Raw genomic sequence first — 16237 nt, forward strand, 5'->3', positions numbered from 1 at the left:
TTTCTCTCACGCTGCCGCGTCGAAGCTGACGCGGAAGTCTTGGGTCTGCTCGAAGCTGTTCGCCGGACCGCCGACATCAGGGCCGGTGCCAGCGGTGAGGATCGAGACACAAAAACAGCCCGAAAGATCGCCGATCACGTCCCGGCAGCATCGCCGGATGAGCTTGATTGCGGCCTTCTGATCTCGATAGTTCGCCGCCCGCACCGCCACGGACACGCGCTCGACGGAACGGACGAGCGGCTCCCGCTTCAGGCGCTGCCGATCGACCAAGGTCACGCTGCGGATCAGAATGGCGGGCAGCACCACGTTATCGGGAAGCTTGCCGGCCTTGATGCTTGCTGGATCCACCAGCTCGGTCAGCGGCTCGTATGCGCGCAGCAGGTCACCGACGATCTCGACACCGCTCATTCGTCGGTCCCTTCCGGTTCGTCGCTGCCGATGATGCCGCCGCGGGTGACGCGGGCATTGACGTAGGTCTGCATCGCGGCACGAGCGGCTGCGGCGCTGAGATCAAGCGAGGGGCGCATGAACGGGTTGGCTTTGGCGCCAGGGTGGTGGACGGTCTTGCCGACAAAGCTGCCGCCAATTCGCAACGACCCGCCGCCGGTCTCATTGATGCGGCGGACACTTTTGCCCTCTCGTTGGCTGTCGTCGACCGTGATAAAATGCGGGTCTGTGCCGTACTCTGCCCAGGTTGCTAGTGACCGCGGCCACTGGCCTTTGACGCTGACCTTGACCACAATCCGGCCGGGTTCGCTCCTCGTGCTCAGCGCCAAAGCCTCGGTTATTTCCTCGGCTGGTGAACGGCTCTTCGTCTCATCGAGCAACACCTTGCCGCCGGCCCGCGCCACACCGCGAAGCAGCTTGGCCTCAATCTGCGTCGGAAGGGTCGCAAGGAAGCGCTGCACCTCTGCCTGGCCTTTCACGGTCGGCATCAGGCCGAATTGCCCGCTGAGGTGTAATCCTCGACCATGAACTCGACTTCGTCCCGAACGCCGACTTCAGCTGGCCCAGCGATGATCTGCATCACGCGCGGGAATGGCTTGGTCATGACGAAGCGCATGCTCGGCGTGACATCGGTACGGAACCGCATGCGAACTTTGGCCGGACGCGTTGCCACGTTGATGCCGTCCGCCAGACGTTCTGCACGGCTCGGAAGGACATCGACCACGCTGGCGGCGATTGGCGAGCCAACAGCTTCCCAGCTGCCAGACCCGGCGCCGATCAGAGAGCTATCCGTGACCGGGCGTTCGATCTGGATCCGGCGATTGTATCGGCTGGCCTTGCCCTTACCGACCGTCACAGGCTGCGTGCCCGAAGTCTGCCGCACAGCCGCCGTGCAGACGCTTCGGCTTTTTGAAACACCTCGCCGCCTTCGCGATCGGAGTCGTACGCGCTGATCAGGATTAGCATGGCGCGACGGAAGTTGCCCGGAGCGGCGTCACCCGCCTCATACCCCGCACGGATTGTCACAGTGAAAGCCTGCTGAGCGTCGCAGAATGAATAGAACGGTCCAGCCGGCGGTAATACGCGGGCAGGTCGGGAACTGAGATCGAGCCGCGCGCCTACGATCGCAACGGGTGCTCCAGCAGCGTCGACGTAAGCAACGCCGGGAACAGCGGACGCGTTGATCGGCCACGCTCGAAGCCTAACCGCCCCGAAGCCGCAGAACGACTCGGTTACGTCACGCGCCACAAGAATGTGACCGGTATATTCCTCAACCCACGCTGCGGCGTCGTCGATGAACTGGACGAGGTCAGCATCCTGGGATTCGTCGTTCTCATCCAGTTGGATCTGGCGGCGGGCGTCCTGCAAGGTCACGGGAATAGCCATGAGGCACCTCGATTCACTGGAAAGCGTGGCGCCGGACAAAGGAGTCCAGCGCCACCCTAAATCAGGCCTTTGCAGCGACCTGGAGATTGCGCTCGACGGCCTCGTGACCTTCGAGCGTTGGGTCGTTGAAGTCGATGCGGTTCTGCTCGACCGTGGTGCCGGCACGGGGATCGTTGTCGACGGCCGGATGGTCCATATCAACGTCGGGTACGATCTGCTGCGGTGCGCCAGCGGTGTCGATATCGGTTGCCGGGGCAATGCCGTTGCTGGCGTTCTTGGCGGTCTTCGTGTCCATAGGTCTTCTCCTGGTTCGCCGAAACCGTGGGTCTTGCCGCGCGGCTTCGAAGAACCGGGCCAGCGCTAGGCCGGCCCGGCGGGTAGTTATGCGTTCACAGCGATCTTGAGCGCCCGCATCGGCTCAGGGTTGTGCACCCCGCCGCCCACGCGCTTGGTCGTGTAGAAGTGCACGAACGGCTTGTTCGAATACGGATCGCGCAACACGCGGATGCCGATCCGATCGACGACCAGGTAGGTGGCCTCCATGTCGCCGTAGAGTGCGGCAACATTCCCGGCGCCCGCGGTCGGCATGTCTGGCATTTCGACGATCGGCGCACCGTTCAGCGTCTGCGGCTGGCCGAGAGCATATGACGGCTGCCACAGGAAGTTGCCCTGACCGTCCTTCAGCTTACGCGCAGCGCCGAGGCTCTGGCGATTGATGTACAGCTTGGCGTTCCCGGCGAACTCGCTGGGGAGGTCGTACATCAGATCGACAAAGCCATCGCCGGTCAGCTTTCCTGCGTCGCCGCTGTTGACGGCCTTGATCGCACCGTATGGATGACGAGCCGCATTTGCGGCACCCGTGACGTAGGTGAGGATGCCGTAGGGCTTGTTCGCCCCGTCGCCGGACAGGAACCCGATGCCCTCCTGGCGGGAGAATTCGGTATCGACTTCCTGACCCAGCCACTCCTCAAGGTCGATCGCGGCGTCGTCCAGCAGCTGCTGGGAAATTGCCGGATTGGCGTAGAGTTCGCCCGGCACGAAGTCGAGCACGCCGATCTGCGGGGTCGTGGTCGCAGGGCGGCTTGCCGTTTCACCGACCCAACCCGATCCGACGTTGCGGTCAGAGAAGTACTTCTTGAACCCGGCGACGCTGATCGTGATGACACGGCTTTCCGCACGCATCGGGCTGATCTTCTTCAACTTTTCGCCGATCGTGCGATCCCATTCGATCGGCGCCAGATAGCCGCCGTCGGTGTCGGTGCCCTTCTGCATTGCCGCCCGCACCTCGGCCGAGGCGTTATCGCCCCGGCGCATGTGCGCCTTGAACGCCTTGGTATAGTCCGGATCGGCCTTGATATCGCCGATGATCGCGCCGTCACCCAGCTTCGCGGCCGCGTTGATCCTTGCCTGATCATCGACAGCAGTCTGCAGCTCCGTGAGGGTGGCGTTGATGGCGTCGAGCTTGTCCTTGGTCAGGACGTCCGTCTTGCCGGCCTTGATCTCTTCGATCTCGCGAGCATGCGTCGTCTTGAACTCGTCGAATGCGCCATTCAGCGCACGGATGAGCGTGGCGGGATCGGACCCGTCAGCGCGAACCGTGCCCGCGATCGCGCGCGGCATAGCGGGCAGGGTAGGAGCCGTAAGCCGCAGCTTCGGTTCCGGCTTGGTGCTTGCTGCCGCCGCGAGGGTGCGGAACGGGTGGGCGAGCACCGTCGCCACCGCCACGAGGGCGGCCATGTTCATTCTCTTCATGGTGGAGCTCCTAGCTCTTGATGGTGGTGAGCAGACCCGCCAGCAGGCCGGTCAACTCGGTCTCGCCGCCAGCGCCTGGCGTGTCGGCTACAGGGGCAGCGCCTGGCGTGCCCTTGATCTTGGTGATGTGATCGCGCGCTTGAGATCTCGTATCGCCGCCGGCGACGAGCTTCAGTTCAAGCGCGGTGATCGCGGTACGCTCGCGGTCGGAGGCCTTCGCCTGCTCGTCTCGCGTCGTCTTGTCGGCCGTTAGAAGCGTATCCGCGAAGCCCCGCTCGATCGCGACGGACCCAGACATGTACGTCTCATCGTCCATCCACTTCGCGCATTCGGCCGCGGTCCGCCCGCTGCGCTGCGCGTAAACGTCGGCCATCGCTTGATCGAATGGTGCCAGATACGTCGCGGTCTCGGCCATGTCATGGCGATTGCCGACAGCTACGACCCAGCAATTGTGGATCATGAGGAACGACGCCGCACCGATTTCGACCGTGTCACCTGCCATTGCGATGACCGACGCAGCCGACGCGGCCATGCCCATGATCTTGATCGTCACCGGCTGGTCATGTTCGCGCAGGACGTTGTAGATCGCGATCCCCTCGAACATGTCACCGCCTGGCGAATTGATCTGAATCTCAACGGGGCGGTCACCGATTGCACGCAACTGAGCCGTCACCGTTTTTGCGGTGATGCCCCCGCCAGACCAATAATCTTCGCCGATGGCGCCGAACATGGTGATGACATTGTCACCGCTCTCGACCGCGCGAATGCCTGCTGCATCGGCAGACCACTTTTCCAAAATGTTTGGTCGCGCCAATGCTGATACCGATCGATCGGCAGGCATGGGGAGGGCGCTAGGGCGATCCTTGCCGTTCACGCTCGATATGGCACGCGGCATCGGTGTGCCTGGGGTGGCGATCACCGGCTTGCCCGGCAGAGGGCGGCCATTGAGGGTCAGTACCGCACGCGGCTTGCCCGGCGCTTTATGCTCGTCGGTCATGGTTGCTCCTAAGCGTCTGCTAAAGTTGCTGCGGCAGTAGTGCCGTTGCGAGGCAGCTCGTCGCCCCCTGCGATCGGGTTGCGGTCGAAGCTGTCGCGAGCCTCATTGGGGGTAAGGAAAGCCGCATTCGGACCGAGCGCCGCCTTAAAAAACTCGGCCTGGTCTTTGAGCGAGCCTCGTAAAAGCGCCCCGTCATTGTACTTGGCGTACATCGTGTCCTGTTCGGCCGGCGTGAGCAGGCAGAACCACACGGCCTCCTCCCAAATGACGAACCATTGGAGGAGGCAGTACGTCACGAAAAACAGCCCCAGCTGTTCGATGCCGCTGCCCCAGCTGGTCTCATCGAACATCAGCAGCGGGCGCGGCGTGCCGGTAAACCGCGATATCTCTTCCGCCTCCTGCTGGCGAAGCGCAACGAGCTCGTTGTCCTTCGCCGTGCCGGACAGCACCTTTGCCTTCAGGCCCTCCTCGAGTATCAGCCAATCCTCTTCGGCGTCTGCTCCTGAGAAGTTCTCGCGAAGGCTGTCGCGCAGATTGTCGATCGCTTCGGCTCCGAGCGTCTGATCGGTCTCAAGCGCGCCGCGCGCCATCGTGCCCTTGTCAAGCAATCGACCAGCAGCCTGAAGCGCGCGATGCGACAGGCCTAGCGTGTCGGCAGCGACGTCCAGCAGGGAAACGCCAGTCAGGCCGTCCAGAGAAATAGGGCCGCGGAAGTGAAAGACGTCTTCCTTGGCAAGCGTCACGGCGCCACCCGATTTGGGCTGGTACCGAAAGCTCAGCTCAAAGGTCGCTGAAAGCTGCGGCTTTACTGATCGCCGGGGGAGGGGGACAATTTGACGTACCGCGCCCCTCGATCGGACGATCAGCGCGAATGCATTGCCGTCGAGCAAGGCGCAAAGCTGCATGTAGCTCTTGAACTGAGTGGCGGATTGAAAGTCGTTTGGCTTGCGATGCAATACCCTGAACAAGGGGTGGTCCCGCGCCTTTTCAATCTTCCCGTCCGCAGCTCTGCGCATGAGGTGAAGCGGCAGCATGCCTATCGAGCCGGAGATTAGCGACATGGCCCGAAAGAAGGTGCTGTTGCGCAGCGCGGCACGTTCATTGACCGCGATCCCTGCAACCCCGGTTCGACCGCCGTCGCCGCGCATCATCTCATGAAGGGTCGGGTCTGCAAAATCGTAGGCTTGGTAGGCCATGATCGGCCCGCCATGGCTCTGCCCAGTTGCCGCCTTGGCTGTGGCAATCGCGCGCGAAGGCGATAAGGACCTTCGCCCGCCAGCCTGGCGTCGATAATCATCAGGCGACATAGACGTACACCCTCCTGTTAGACGCGGATGATGCCGCGCGAGGCGTACACCGACTTCTTCTTCGTCTTCAGGCTGGAGACGGCAGCGCCGATCGCCATCGTGGTCGTGACCATGCCGTCGATACGCCCGCGTGATTTCTTCTTGTTGAACATGCGGTTGCCTTGACCGTCGGGGTCGATCGCGGCGTTTGCCGCGCAACTGTATGTGACCGGCGAGTTATCGATGATGACCCGCTGCGCGAGAATCGCGTCTTCGGTCTTTGTGATCGAGTGCGGCATGCAAAGCTGCCGGTCTTCGAACATGACGCGCGTGCCCTGGGCATGCGCCACGATCTTAAGCCCGCGTCCCGTCGGTTTATCCGGGCCGCCGTACAACCAGACTTCAAGCCCGACCTCTGCACATGCGTCCATGAAGCTCGAAATGAAGGCCGGGTCGGCAACCATCTCGAGCACCTTGTGCTCGGCGTAGAGCTTGGACACCTGCATCGCGACGAAAGTGTAATCGATCGTCGCACCCGGCGTGGCGACCAGGAACCCATCCTCGACCCACTCGACGTACGGGGCGTGATCGCGCTCACCCTTCTCCTTAAGGTGGCCAGCGGTGGTACCCGCCGCTGTCCAATACCAGCTTTTCACCGCCAGGGGCTCGTCGCCGATCGGCTCCCAAGCTGCGCTGACTGCCGTCAGATCGTTCTTCTGCGAGAGATCGAGCGCCAGCCGGCAGAACCGGTTGCGCATGGCGGTGTCATCGACCGGACCCTGCACGGCGGCCCACTTTTCCTCGTCGATCCAGAAGTCCGCCGATGCGGTATCAACCCCGAAATACAGTCGCAGGACGCTCGACTTGGTCGACGGCCGCAGCAGCGCGGAGGCAACCGTCTCGCGAATATTCTCGATCGGGAAGGTCTCGCCGAGCGCCGGCAACGACTTCTGCCAAACCTTCTCGTTCTCGAACACCGTCTCGCGATCGGCCTTGTCGATCCGCGCGACGAACGCGAACGCTGTGTCGTCGCGCGCCTCACCCTTGGCAATCTGCTGGTACATGTCCGAGTAGGACGTGCCGACATGCTGCGACGTGGCGGGCGTGTTCGTGCCCATGAGCATCAGCGCGTGACCGGCGACCTTGTCGATGCCGCGCTTCCACGTCTGCAACACGTTTTCGTCGGTAAGCTCATGGATCTCGTCGCCCGCGACATAGTTCGGTCGCGGACCGGAAAGGCTTTCGCCGCTGGCGATCGGCTGAAAGAACGACCCGCTGTCGGGATGCTCGATCTTCCAGGCGTTCTCCAATTCGCCGCGGATGACGACCTCGCCGAGGCCTTCCAGGCTTTCGCCTTCGTCATGCTCCGGTATCGTCGCGCGGCACATGGCCGCGGCGTCGCGGAACAGGACATTGGCGGTCTTTTTGTCCTCGCCGATGGCATAGCACTGGGCGCGCTGAATATCGCACCAGCCCATGATGTAGACGCCGATTGCACCCATCAGTGGCGACTTGGCCTGGCCTTTGCCGGTTTCCAGCCAGCCTGACCGAAACCGCCAGCGGTCGGTCGCAGTGCGCCAGCCGAACAGCGAGCCCATGACGAACGTGTGCCACTCGAGCGGGTAGAACGGCTGGCCCGCAGATGGCCCGTCGGTGACCTGGAAAACTGACGGCAGGAAGTCGAGGGCATGGCCCGCAGCATCTGGTCGCCAGTAAATGCCGCGCCGCTCACCGTCGCGCATGTCGCGCAGGTGACGCTCGGCTGCGTGTCGGACAAGCTCTCCAGCCGTAAACAGCTTCCCGTCGACCGCGGCCTTCGCCCATGCCGTCGTCGGATCAGGATCGGAAAGGAACCGGTTAGCCACGCTGTTTTAGGAACCGTGCGGAGCCAGTCGTGCGCGCTTGCTTCTTGACCACCTTGGCGCCCGCGCCGCGCTCACGCGGCGAGATGCAAAGCTCCTTCTCCAGCGCTTGCGCCTGGCTCGCGGCGTTCGACATCGTCGTCCACCATGGATTGTAAGTCGGGACGCCAGTCTTCTTGGCCTTGATCACCGGGCCAGATTTGATCACCTCCTTCGCGGATTGATCGAACGTGACGTATGCGACGACCAAGCGGATGACCGCGTGCGAGTTGGCGACTGCCAGTTTCTCGGCGCCGCGCATCTCGCTGATAATGCTCTTCCAGTAGGACGATGCTGCCTCGCGGTCTGCGGCCCGGCCGAAGATGCTGCGCCAGTTCGGCTCTGGCGGAACGCCGTCGCCCCCAGCAATTTCGATGACCTCGGCCATATGGCCTCCCGCGGTGGACCGGTCGAAACCCTCCCCCCTCAAAAATTACTTGCAGTGCGCACGCCCCACGTGGTCGGTACGGGGGGCGCCGGCCCTCAGACTTTTGACCCCGGGGGTGGGTGCCTCAGCCGGCGCGGTTCCACGGGTGCGACGCGCTGGTCGGCCGTCCCGAGCGATCCACGCCACCCACAGGCCGCGCCGTAGCTCCCTTGTCAGCGAGCGTCTTGGCGTCTGAGCATGGCCTGCACAGCAGCTGATAATTGCTGCGATCGCCGGTGCCGCCACGCGACAGCGGGACGATGTGGTCGGCGATCGTCCCACGTGTCTCGATACCTTTGGCCTTGCACTCGCCCTCGCAAGTGATGACCGTAGCGAGCAAATGAGCCCGCATCTTATCATGCGCCGTGCCATAGCCGCGCTGATGGCGGCTGACCTTAGACCAGCCCATCAGCGCCCGCGAACTGCGGTCCGCAGATCGATCGCTGCCTGCTCAGCCCGGTCGATCAGACGCTCGCTGCGACCGTGGTGCCGCGACTCTGCTCGCATATCTTCGGCGATGAGCAGCACGCGCATGCCAATAGCCTCGACAAGGTCAGCGGTAGCGGGTCGGAAGGTTGTCGCCATGCCATCTCCCGTCGCTGAGACATTCAGCAACTTTGCTCTGATTAATAATGACGCAGCTCGACGCTTTAGGCCTTCCCAGCAAGATGTCGCGGGCAGTAAAGCTATAAGGGTCGCTGGATCAGACTTGACGACGCTCTAAGTAAGGTACCCAATCCAAGAGCGACCCGACTCGAGGTCGGACATTGGAGAGTTAAGATGCCAGGCGCCAATGAGTGGAAAGTAGATAGGCCATCTGAACGTGGCCGAAGCGAATGTTACAGCGATCACGGCTCGGCTCAATCGCCGTGGCCTGACGATCATGTCGCGGATGATGACCGCGGCTTATTCCACAGCGTCAGCGATAAGACAGCCGCCTATTCAGACCACGGATCCACTACAAGGTCTCGATGAGACCGCCACTCAGGGGATTGGAGAGCCAGTCCCCTGAGTATTGATATCCGCGACGAGAGCATGCGACTGTTGCCATATCATAGGACAGTCGCTCAGAGCTCGCTCCTGCGTGAGGGGATGGAGTTGGCTAGCCAACGCTCTTTCGGAAATTCTGCCCCAGTTACTCTACATCCTCGATAGGCCGATCGCTGCGCCCCTGATGCCGCGACTCGCTCGACATTTTATCGGCGATACGCAGCACGATCATGCCGATAGCCTCTACATGGTCAGCGGTGGTGAAGCTGAAGGCGCCTCGCGCTGCGCCTCCCATTCCGCATCACATCTCACGCTCAATTACTTGGCGCCGTCAAATCACCGAGATTCTGCGCGCAAGCGCGCCTGTGCGCCCTGTGCCCTCGCAGCGCAGGCTTTGAAAATTCCCAGCGCGGCGGTTCCAGCGACAGCCGGTTGAGACTTGAGGGCTGCAGCAACAGTTGCGGGAACCCGCCCATCCAGCCGCCCCATATAGAACGCCGCCGTCAAATTCGCGACCTTCCGCGTTGGCTCGTTCTCGGCCTGCTCGCCGACGGCACTGGTTACAACCAGGCACCGGACATCGTCGTTCACCGTCTGCGCGTGCGCCGGAGCGGCAACTAAGATGGATGCTAGAACCAGACTGACGACGTTCTTCATATAAAGTTCCTGAGCGTAGTGGGCCATCAAGCATAGGCCACATCAACGCACAAAGTAACGTCGCGTCTGACCATACCGTAAGACAATCGCTCGGTGCATAGCTCCAGAGTGAGAGGACGAAGGTGGCTAGCCAACGCGCTCTCGAGGGTTCTGCGCCGGTTGCTCGACATCCTCGATAAGTGGATCGCTGCGACCATGATGGCGCGATGAACTGCGCACATTTCTGGAGATCCGAAGTAGGCGCATGCCGATCTGCTTGACATGGTCAGCTGTGGTGAGCCGCAATTGCGGTGCCGCCATCGTCAACCTCCGTGGGCCTTGCAGCCACTAGCTTCTGTGCTAGCTCGTCGCAGTCTATCGGGCAAAAGCCTCGACCCTTAGAGCGCCCAAAGCGTTTGGGCCGATAGCCATTCGCGTGCCATAAACTCAGCACCTGCTCGACTGGAACGCCGAGCCGAGCCGCTGCTTCGCTCGCCGATAAAGCGCTCTTCGTGAGAGGCTCAGACGGCGAGAACGAACCGAACATAGTCCACCCGGCCGCCGCGGAGTTGAGCGCCTTGTTAAGGGCGGGTCGCAGACGACGAATATATCGCGCTTCGGCCGCCAGCAGCTTGTCTGGAGCGAAAGGAATAAAAGAGACGGCGTCAAAGTCTTTGACCCCTTCACCGATGTGATCAGCGACCCGTCGTCTGACGTTGACCGCTTGGCCAACATAAACGACGACACCTTCCCGATAGAGGAAGTACACACCGCTTCGGTTAAAATCTGCAAGGCCTTGGATAAGAGCGAAGAGGCCTATCTCGCCAGTCACCCCAATCCCCATAGCTTCGCACTTCCCACCCGCGTATCGGTTGGGGGCAACGGGGAGTATACCTCTGCGCTCGTTGCAGCTGCTCAAGCAGCGTCTGCCCGTTTCTGTACCGCATCTGTTCCCAGTAGCCAAGCCCCAATCTTTAGATTGATGCCCGCGAACGCGACGATCACAAATTTGCCATCCCCATCTTGGACAACCTCGCCGAACAGGCCCGCTGCTGCGCCTTCGGTAACTCGCACTCGCTGCCCCACGGCAAACGCTTGGCGCTGCCCCTGCTTCGCCGCGCGCTTGCACCGGTCTTCGATCCTGCGCGCACCGGCGACTTCCGCGTCGCTGATCAGCGGTATGCCGCCAAGGTGCCGAAAAACTGAGAACCCAGGGTGGTCGCTGAAAGGCAGGGAGGCCAGCCGCAGTAGTTCATCACGGTGAATTGCGCGTGCGAACACGAACGTGGGCATTATCGGCGCCGCGTACTCCACCCGCTCGCGCGTCCGCCCGCGGCGGCGTGTCAGCGTCTGCACTGGGCTCCATACGTCGAAGCCGGCCGCCTCAAGAGAGGCGACCAGCGGCAGCGTGCGCGACGCTCCTGTTCGAAGGATGCACCAATCGTTTCCCCGCCCCATCGTCTCAACCCTCGCTCTTATAGCTATGTGTCATGCTGCCATCTGCTCGTCATAGGACTCGCCGGGATCTATGCCGAAGAGGCGGATGTAATCAGCCCGGGTCGGCTTGCGGCTGGGCGCGCCGGAGGCGCCTGGCACTGATACCGGCCGCGATGCGTCGCGAACCGGGCCCGCACCGCGGCCTATCTTGAAGCGCATGATTAACTCGGCCGCCTCTGCCGGCGTGCACCGGTCAGGCTCGGGCAGCGCGGGCGTTTGAACGCCGACAGCCGGCGCGGCCAGCCGCCGGCGACGAGCCCAAGCTTGGCTGATCTCAGCCATGATGGCAGGAACAACCTTCGACGGGTGGTCAGCCTTCTGCATCGCTGCTTCAGCACCGCGCTGAAGCAGGCCAATCGGGATGCCGTCGAGCGCGATCCGGGCAGCTTCGAACCAGGTGTCTTGGCTGTCCTCGTCCATGCCCACTGGCGCGACGAGCTGGAGGCATGGGAGCAGCGTCGTGATGAACGCGTTATCAGACGCCGGCTCCAAGTCCCGATAGTCCGCGGCGCGCCTTAAATCGCTCGGCAGCATCGACCGTGCGACCGTGACCGCTCCGCGACTGCCCGTTTCCGCCCACACGTCCGTTGCCTGATCGTTGTCCATCTCGGTTATCCTGTTCGATTATCCAGTTGCTCCACGCCTTCTGCCAGTCGGCTTTCCGGCCCAGCCCGTCCTTGTCGGCGGCGTTCGCAGCCCAATTCCGGAAGCTTTCGAGTCCACGCAGGCTCCAATTCTTGCCCCGTCGATCGACGATTGCTCGAGCAACAGTGTCGTCTGCGAACCGAACCGGCGCCCAATCTTCTGGAAGACGGAACGGCTTGATCTTCACGGCCTGCACCCGCCCGCGCCTCGAAGGAGGCGAAGCCTCCGGAGAGGTTATGGTTCTTGATGGTTTGTCCGAAGCGGCTTCGGGGGTCAGCGCTGTTCGCTTCGGGGGTGAAGCGGCTTCGGGGTGAAGCGGCTTCGGGGGTGAAACGGCTTCGGGGGTTGGGTGCACGATGTACCGACATCCGCGCCCTGCGATTTCCTGCCGGCTCATGTGGCCGCTAGCTACGAGGGATTTGATGGCAGCCTGGACGGTGCGGTCGCTCTTGCTGCACTTAGCAGCCAATGTCGCCATCGAGGGCCAGCAGAGGCCTTCATCGTTGGCGCAGTCGGCCAACGCGAGAAGGACGATCTTCTCGCTGTCGGGCAGTGTCACGCTCCACACCGCGGTCATGATCCGGACGCTCATCGGCGGTTCTGCTCGGCGATGGCGCGCAAGGCGCTCAGTTCGGCGCTGATCGACTCCAAGCCGCGCGCGACGCGGATCAGCTGCCAAACCACGTACAGCGTGACGAAAATCACGAAGAGCTTATCGGTGTTGTCCATTACGCGAGGGCTTCCGCACGCAGCTTGGCGGCATGCTCGGTCATTAAAGCGGCGCGCGCGTCGAGCGCGTCAGCCGCCGCACGGAGATCGTCACACGAGATCCCGCGCTCGGCGCCGGTCTTCGCGCGCAGGCTGCGGGGTTCGATGTTCATCGCCTCCGCGAGCGCCGCGGCGCTGCCCAGCAGGACGCCAGCCTTCATCAGGCCGGCCATCCGCGGCACCGACAACATGTGCGACGTGTAAGCCGCTTTTGCAGCTCGCTTAGTTGCCAGGCGCTTTGCCGCGTCGGTCGCTTCCTGTTGGCGGCGCGCATCTCCGCGCACGCGCATGACAGCGTCGAGATCTTCGACAGTCGAGAGGTGAGACGGTTTATCGGCGCAGGTAAGGGTATCGGCCCGCATGTCAGAGCATCCCCGCCGAAACGCCGCCGAGTGTCAGTGAGGGATCGGAGCGACGATAGTCGAACCGCTCGACGAGGCCCGCGCCGCGTTTCATGCGGTCGAACTGCTCGGCGAGATAAGGATCATCGCCGTCACGCTCGGCAATGGCGAGCACAGTCAATCTTCGAGCCAGTGCGGCATTGCCGCCGGTCTCCAACATTTTCTCACGGTATAGGACATAGTTCTTCCGGCCCTTGGGAAGCCAAGTGGCGCGCGCGTCCGCGACCGGGCCATGGACGCGGCCCAGCTTTTTGATCCCGGGCAATTCCTCCCCGCGCGATGCGAGCTCGGCGCGGAACACGTCTCGCAGCCTATAGGCGCTGCTCGAGCCAATGTTCGCCATCAGTGCCGCTCGCTTCACCGGCACCTGATCCAACAGGAGCGCCCGAAAGCGCTCGATGTCGGCGTCGGGGACGCGCGCGGCTTGGTCTACCAACTTCACGCGGCGGCCGTTGGCGTCACATCCGGCCAGCAACTCGCCTTTGCGTTTCAAGCGCGCCACCAGCTTCAATCGGATGCGGACGCAAACCGTCTTAGATACGCCAGTCAGGACCGAGACCTTGGTGCTGCCCAGGCCGGTCAGAAGGTGTGCCTCGACCTCTTTGCGCTGGGCATTCGTGATCCGCAGGCCGCTATACGCTTCGCCGTGATTCGGGAGCGGCAACGGGCGCTTGCCGCGCAGCTTGAGGTCGGCGCTGTACGCGCGGCGCTCGTTGCTCACCGTCCCGGCGCTGACCGCGAGGCGGATCTGAATGTCCACGTGCTTCATGCCCTTGCGGAGAAGCTCGCGCAGCCGATCGCGGCCGACCGTCGTCAGGTAGCCATTGTCGTCGCGCTCAGCCGGGCGATGGCCACGCTTGGCGCAAAGGGCGGCATAGACAGCGTTCTGCACCGTCGGCGCGCTCATGCCGATCTCGCGCGCCACTGCCTCCATCGACAGGCCGTCAACATCGAATAGATGAACCGCGCGATCCAGCAGGGAGCCGTGAAGCGCCATCTGCTTTGCGCGGTGTGGGGCCTTACGCGCGGAAGTCATGACGACAGCGGGTGCGGCAGACCGCAGAGAACCGTCCGCAGAACCGGGCTCAACCGGCACTGCGCTATTGAGCGCGTCCATAGTCATCTCCGTTGCGGGGTTTTCCGCGTGTTATTCGTCAGTTATTCGTCGACCGCGTCCGACAGCTGGGCGATGACAGCGCGGGCGCGCGTCTTCAGCTTGGCTGCCTCGACGTGATCAATCTTGCCGTCTGACCGTGCGACGCAGACCTCGGCGACGAGGCCCGATGCAGCCGCAGCGATACCGTCCCAGCAGGCTTCCGAATGCTCGATCGGCGTGAAGCGCGCGTCGCCCGGCTCGGTCAGCATGTTCATCGCCTCGCGGGGCAGGAACTTGCGGAGGATCAGCGCCGTCGACAGTGGCATTGCCGTGCCGTTTGCATAGCTCTTCAGCGTGCTCGTCGGAATGCCGGAAGCAGCAGCAAGGGCCGAACGCGGCATCGGCGTACCGTCTCCCACGAACATCGAGAACATGAGAATCTGTCGCTCGGCGACTTCTTGCGCCAGCCGGCTGTCAGCGGACATGATTGCGCTCCTGAGTTTGCGTACCAAGCTGGGTATGGACACCGAGACCCTGATCACCGCCCCGAAGGCCGTTCGCCTCGCCGTTGCGCGCGCGCTGCTCGAGCATCGCAACCTCGTGACGACAGCAGAGGTCGATGCCCCAGAGCAGCACGCGCGAGGCGATCGTGATGAGGACCGTCATGGCGACGATGGACCAGTAATCCGTCACCGGACGTTCCCTTCGGCGTCGCGGATGACTCTGCCGTATGCCGCCGCGTCCTTGCCCGAGAGCAGCGACTGGATGAAACGGTGACGCTGCCAGACCGCATGAGCGTGGCCCAAGGCGAAGCACGCGAGGCACGCGACGCAGATCATGACGAGGGTCATGCAGCTTTCCGATCTCTGGAGGGACAAACCGGCGCTTGGCAGGACCGAACCGCAATTGCGGCTCGGCAACCACAGGCCGTGCAGTGCGTGACGTCGAGGACCGGTGCCTCGATGTACAAGGGATCGGAGGCGGCGTGGAAACCGAACCGCTGCTCACCGATCGCGATGATCGCAGTAGCGGCGCCAGCGACGCGGGACGGCTCCATGGATGGGAGGGTGAGCAGCACCTATGCCGCTTTCTTCTGGCTGACGGCGTGGTCATACGCTGCCGTCAGGTCGCTCTGCCGCCAAGCCGGCACGCGGTTGTGCGTCTTCCAGTGCTGAACGGTCGTCGGCGCGATGCCGAGCACAGCTGCGGTTTTGCGAACCCCGCCGATCGTCGCAATGATCTGGTCAACGTTTTCCATGACCTATCAAGTACGGTATCCGTACATGATTGGCAAGGGGATTGTGCGACTTTCCGGCTGGCGCGTATCACGTGGGCCGCCCATCAACTAAAAATGGACACGTCCGAAAAGATCCTGGCGGCCCTGCGCGAGCGCAATGTTACGCATGCTCGGATCGCGTCGGTCCTCAACGTAACCACGAACAATGCAACCCGGCTCTACAATCCGGACCCGAAAACCGGGAAAACGCGGAAGCTGAGTTTCGACGAGGGTATGGCCTTAATCACCGCGTTCGACTTGGATAACCAAGACGAGGATCGCCCGATTGAGCCGATGAGCCTACCAGTCGCAAGGTTGGCGGTTCAGTATATTGCTCAGCAGCTTGGCGTGCGAATCGATCCCGATGATGAGCGAGTCGAAGACCTCGCTCTAGACATTCGAGCATATTCTGAGTTCGCCGCATCTTCTCAGATTGGCGAAAATCTTGACCGAGCGGAGGGCTGGCTTGATGGTCGTCGATCGCGCCTGCCAGCTCGCACTTAAGTTGCAACGTCAGCAGCAGATCGCGCTCAGTCGCCGATAGGCGACGCTCATTTTCGTGCGCCAATCTCATCGCGAGCGATAGCCTGGCGGAAAGCATGCGCCTTCTGAATTAATGCCGCTCAACGGTAAGATTTGGGATTCGCGCGCCATGTTCTCATTGTGTTCTGCTGGGCGGCGTGTGTCGATAGGAAATTTCTTAGCCCGGCATTTTATCGAGTCGGCAGGAGT

23 protein-coding genes and 1 pseudogene are annotated in these 16237 nt (G+C 62.6%); 1 reads left to right on the forward strand and 23 read right to left on the reverse strand.

What is annotated here, in order from left to right; translation table 11 throughout:
* Window positions 1–6 precede the first annotated feature (6 nt).
* The 23 genes and pseudogenes from SOM18_RS02005 to SOM18_RS02110 all read right to left on the reverse strand — a co-directional run bounded on the left by SOM18_RS02005 (window position 7) and on the right by SOM18_RS02110 (window position 15080).
* Entirely contained in the window at window positions 7–408 is a 402-nt protein-coding gene (locus tag SOM18_RS02005) for a hypothetical protein (RefSeq protein WP_320481208.1), read from the reverse strand.
* On the reverse strand, window positions 405–935 hold the full coding sequence (locus SOM18_RS02010; protein WP_320481209.1) for an HK97 gp10 family phage protein: 531 nt from the start codon (window positions 933–935) through the stop codon (window positions 405–407). Before SOM18_RS02010 ends, SOM18_RS02005 begins: the two co-directional genes overlap by 4 nt.
* Window positions 935–1303 carry a head-tail adaptor protein gene (locus SOM18_RS02015; RefSeq protein ID WP_320481210.1) on the reverse strand — a complete coding sequence of 123 codons (369 nt, stop codon included), beginning with the start codon at window positions 1301–1303 and terminating at the stop codon, window positions 935–937. The genes SOM18_RS02010 and SOM18_RS02015 overlap by 1 nt, the downstream gene beginning before the upstream one ends.
* Window positions 1300–1833, reverse strand: coding sequence for a phage gp6-like head-tail connector protein (locus SOM18_RS02020; RefSeq protein ID WP_320481211.1), 534 nt, complete (start codon window positions 1831–1833; stop codon window positions 1300–1302). Before SOM18_RS02020 ends, SOM18_RS02015 begins: the two co-directional genes overlap by 4 nt.
* Window positions 1834–1894: 61 nt before the next feature.
* Window positions 1895–2128, reverse strand: coding sequence for a hypothetical protein (locus tag SOM18_RS02025; protein WP_056681174.1), 234 nt, complete (start codon window positions 2126–2128; stop codon window positions 1895–1897).
* Between the two features lie 86 nt (window positions 2129–2214).
* Window positions 2215–3570 (reverse strand): phage major capsid protein, encoded by a 1356-nt coding sequence (locus SOM18_RS02030; protein ID WP_249403369.1) that lies wholly within the window; start codon window positions 3568–3570, stop codon window positions 2215–2217.
* A 25-nt stretch (window positions 3571–3595) separates the two neighbouring features.
* Window positions 3596–4582 (reverse strand): head maturation protease, ClpP-related, encoded by a 987-nt coding sequence (locus SOM18_RS02035; protein ID WP_197975281.1) that lies wholly within the window; start codon window positions 4580–4582, stop codon window positions 3596–3598.
* An 8-nt stretch (window positions 4583–4590) separates the two neighbouring features.
* Entirely contained in the window at window positions 4591–5778 is a 1188-nt protein-coding gene (locus tag SOM18_RS02040) for a phage portal protein (RefSeq protein ID WP_320481212.1), read from the reverse strand.
* Window positions 5779–5906: 128 nt separating this feature from the next.
* Window positions 5907–7610 carry a terminase large subunit gene (locus SOM18_RS02045; protein WP_320481213.1) on the reverse strand — a complete coding sequence of 568 codons (1704 nt, stop codon included), beginning with the start codon at window positions 7608–7610 and terminating at the stop codon, window positions 5907–5909.
* A 115-nt stretch (window positions 7611–7725) separates the two neighbouring features.
* Complete coding sequence (locus SOM18_RS02050; RefSeq protein ID WP_192008890.1) at window positions 7726–8157, reverse strand: P27 family phage terminase small subunit; 432 nt, start codon at window positions 8155–8157, stop codon at window positions 7726–7728.
* Window positions 8158–8281: 124 nt separating this feature from the next.
* Window positions 8282–8605 (reverse strand): HNH endonuclease, encoded by a 324-nt coding sequence (locus SOM18_RS02055; protein WP_320481214.1) that lies wholly within the window; start codon window positions 8603–8605, stop codon window positions 8282–8284.
* Window positions 8605–8730 (reverse strand): hypothetical protein, encoded by a 126-nt coding sequence (locus SOM18_RS02060; RefSeq protein WP_320481215.1) that lies wholly within the window; start codon window positions 8728–8730, stop codon window positions 8605–8607. Before SOM18_RS02060 ends, SOM18_RS02055 begins: the two co-directional genes overlap by 1 nt.
* 792 nt (window positions 8731–9522) lie before the next feature.
* The gene (locus SOM18_RS02065; RefSeq protein WP_128082055.1) at window positions 9523–9843 is read right to left on the reverse strand and encodes a hypothetical protein; all 321 of its coding nucleotides are present in this window, start codon (window positions 9841–9843) and stop codon (window positions 9523–9525) included.
* A gap of 265 nt (window positions 9844–10108) precedes the next feature.
* Entirely contained in the window at window positions 10109–10654 is a 546-nt protein-coding gene (locus tag SOM18_RS02070; RefSeq protein WP_192097209.1) for a GIY-YIG nuclease family protein, read from the reverse strand.
* An 83-nt stretch (window positions 10655–10737) separates the two neighbouring features.
* Window positions 10738–11280 (reverse strand): hypothetical protein, encoded by a 543-nt coding sequence (nusG, locus tag SOM18_RS02075; RefSeq protein ID WP_320481216.1) that lies wholly within the window; start codon window positions 11278–11280, stop codon window positions 10738–10740.
* Between the two features lie 30 nt (window positions 11281–11310).
* Entirely contained in the window at window positions 11311–11925 is a 615-nt protein-coding gene (locus SOM18_RS02080) for a hypothetical protein (protein ID WP_320481217.1), read from the reverse strand.
* A gap of 448 nt (window positions 11926–12373) precedes the next feature.
* A pseudogene (locus tag SOM18_RS19375) lies at window positions 12374–12556 on the reverse strand (helix-turn-helix domain-containing protein); the annotation flags it as partial.
* Window positions 12553–12693, reverse strand: a complete 141-nt coding sequence (locus SOM18_RS02085; RefSeq protein ID WP_320481218.1) for a hypothetical protein — start codon at window positions 12691–12693, stop codon at window positions 12553–12555. The gene SOM18_RS02085 and the pseudogene SOM18_RS19375, both read right to left, overlap by 4 nt.
* Window positions 12693–13094: a hypothetical protein gene (locus SOM18_RS02090; RefSeq protein WP_320481219.1), complete on the reverse strand. Its 402-nt coding sequence runs from the start codon at window positions 13092–13094 to the stop codon at window positions 12693–12695. Before SOM18_RS02090 ends, SOM18_RS02085 begins: the two co-directional genes overlap by 1 nt.
* A gap of 1 nt (window position 13095) precedes the next feature.
* A complete protein-coding gene (locus tag SOM18_RS02095) occupies window positions 13096–14250 on the reverse strand; it encodes a hypothetical protein (protein WP_320481220.1) in 1155 nt (384 codons plus the stop codon).
* 41 nt (window positions 14251–14291) lie between these two features.
* Complete coding sequence (locus SOM18_RS02100; RefSeq protein WP_320481221.1) at window positions 14292–14714, reverse strand: hypothetical protein; 423 nt, start codon at window positions 14712–14714, stop codon at window positions 14292–14294.
* The gene (locus tag SOM18_RS02105; RefSeq protein WP_320481222.1) at window positions 14704–14922 is read right to left on the reverse strand and encodes a hypothetical protein; all 219 of its coding nucleotides are present in this window, start codon (window positions 14920–14922) and stop codon (window positions 14704–14706) included. Before SOM18_RS02105 ends, SOM18_RS02100 begins: the two co-directional genes overlap by 11 nt.
* Entirely contained in the window at window positions 14919–15080 is a 162-nt protein-coding gene (locus SOM18_RS02110) for a hypothetical protein (RefSeq protein WP_320481223.1), read from the reverse strand. Before SOM18_RS02110 ends, SOM18_RS02105 begins: the two co-directional genes overlap by 4 nt.
* A 134-nt stretch (window positions 15081–15214) precedes the next feature.
* Between SOM18_RS02110 and SOM18_RS19455 the strand changes: the two genes are divergently transcribed.
* A complete protein-coding gene (locus tag SOM18_RS19455; RefSeq protein ID WP_320481224.1) occupies window positions 15215–16009 on the forward strand; it encodes a hypothetical protein in 795 nt (264 codons plus the stop codon).
* Window positions 16010–16237 lie beyond the last annotated feature (228 nt).

This window comes from Sphingomonas sp. CFBP9019 (assembly GCF_034045155.1).
Taxonomy (GTDB): Bacteria; Pseudomonadota; Alphaproteobacteria; order Sphingomonadales; family Sphingomonadaceae; genus Sphingomonas; species Sphingomonas aerolata.

Excerpts from the sequence above, each read along its gene's own strand:
- SOM18_RS02005 (WP_320481208.1), bottom strand. The coding sequence starts at position 408 with ATGAGCGGTGTCGAGATCGTCGGTGACCTGCTGCGCGCATACGAGCCG.
- SOM18_RS02010 (WP_320481209.1), bottom strand. The coding sequence starts at position 935 with ATGCCGACCGTGAAAGGCCAGGCAGAGGTGCAGCGCTTCCTTGCGACC.
- SOM18_RS02020 (WP_320481211.1), bottom strand. The coding sequence starts at position 1,833 with ATGGCTATTCCCGTGACCTTGCAGGACGCCCGCCGCCAGATCCAACTG.
- SOM18_RS02025 (WP_056681174.1), bottom strand. The coding sequence starts at position 2,128 with ATGGACACGAAGACCGCCAAGAACGCCAGCAACGGCATTGCCCCGGCA.
- SOM18_RS02030 (WP_249403369.1), bottom strand. The coding sequence starts at position 3,570 with ATGGCCGCCCTCGTGGCGGTGGCGACGGTGCTCGCCCACCCGTTCCGC.
- SOM18_RS02035 (WP_197975281.1), bottom strand. The coding sequence starts at position 4,582 with ATGACCGACGAGCATAAAGCGCCGGGCAAGCCGCGTGCGGTACTGACC.
- SOM18_RS02040 (WP_320481212.1), bottom strand. The coding sequence starts at position 5,778 with ATGGCCTACCAAGCCTACGATTTTGCAGACCCGACCCTTCATGAGATG.
- SOM18_RS02045 (WP_320481213.1), bottom strand. The coding sequence starts at position 7,610 with ATGCGCGACGGTGAGCGGCGCGGCATTTACTGGCGACCAGATGCTGCG.
- SOM18_RS02050 (WP_192008890.1), bottom strand. The coding sequence starts at position 8,157 with ATGGCCGAGGTCATCGAAATTGCTGGGGGCGACGGCGTTCCGCCAGAG.
- SOM18_RS02055 (WP_320481214.1), bottom strand. The coding sequence starts at position 8,605 with ATGGGCTGGTCTAAGGTCAGCCGCCATCAGCGCGGCTATGGCACGGCG.
- SOM18_RS02060 (WP_320481215.1), bottom strand. The coding sequence starts at position 8,730 with ATGCGCGTGCTGCTCATCGCCGAAGATATGCGAGCAGAGTCGCGGCAC.
- SOM18_RS02065 (WP_128082055.1), bottom strand. The coding sequence starts at position 9,843 with ATGAAGAACGTCGTCAGTCTGGTTCTAGCATCCATCTTAGTTGCCGCT.
- nusG (WP_320481216.1), bottom strand. The coding sequence starts at position 11,280 with ATGGGGCGGGGAAACGATTGGTGCATCCTTCGAACAGGAGCGTCGCGC.
- SOM18_RS02080 (WP_320481217.1), bottom strand. The coding sequence starts at position 11,925 with ATGGACAACGATCAGGCAACGGACGTGTGGGCGGAAACGGGCAGTCGC.
- SOM18_RS02085 (WP_320481218.1), bottom strand. The coding sequence starts at position 12,693 with ATGGACAACACCGATAAGCTCTTCGTGATTTTCGTCACGCTGTACGTG.
- SOM18_RS02090 (WP_320481219.1), bottom strand. The coding sequence starts at position 13,094 with ATGCGGGCCGATACCCTTACCTGCGCCGATAAACCGTCTCACCTCTCG.
- SOM18_RS02095 (WP_320481220.1), bottom strand. The coding sequence starts at position 14,250 with ATGGACGCGCTCAATAGCGCAGTGCCGGTTGAGCCCGGTTCTGCGGAC.
- SOM18_RS02100 (WP_320481221.1), bottom strand. The coding sequence starts at position 14,714 with ATGTCCGCTGACAGCCGGCTGGCGCAAGAAGTCGCCGAGCGACAGATT.
- SOM18_RS02110 (WP_320481223.1), bottom strand. The coding sequence starts at position 15,080 with ATGACCCTCGTCATGATCTGCGTCGCGTGCCTCGCGTGCTTCGCCTTG.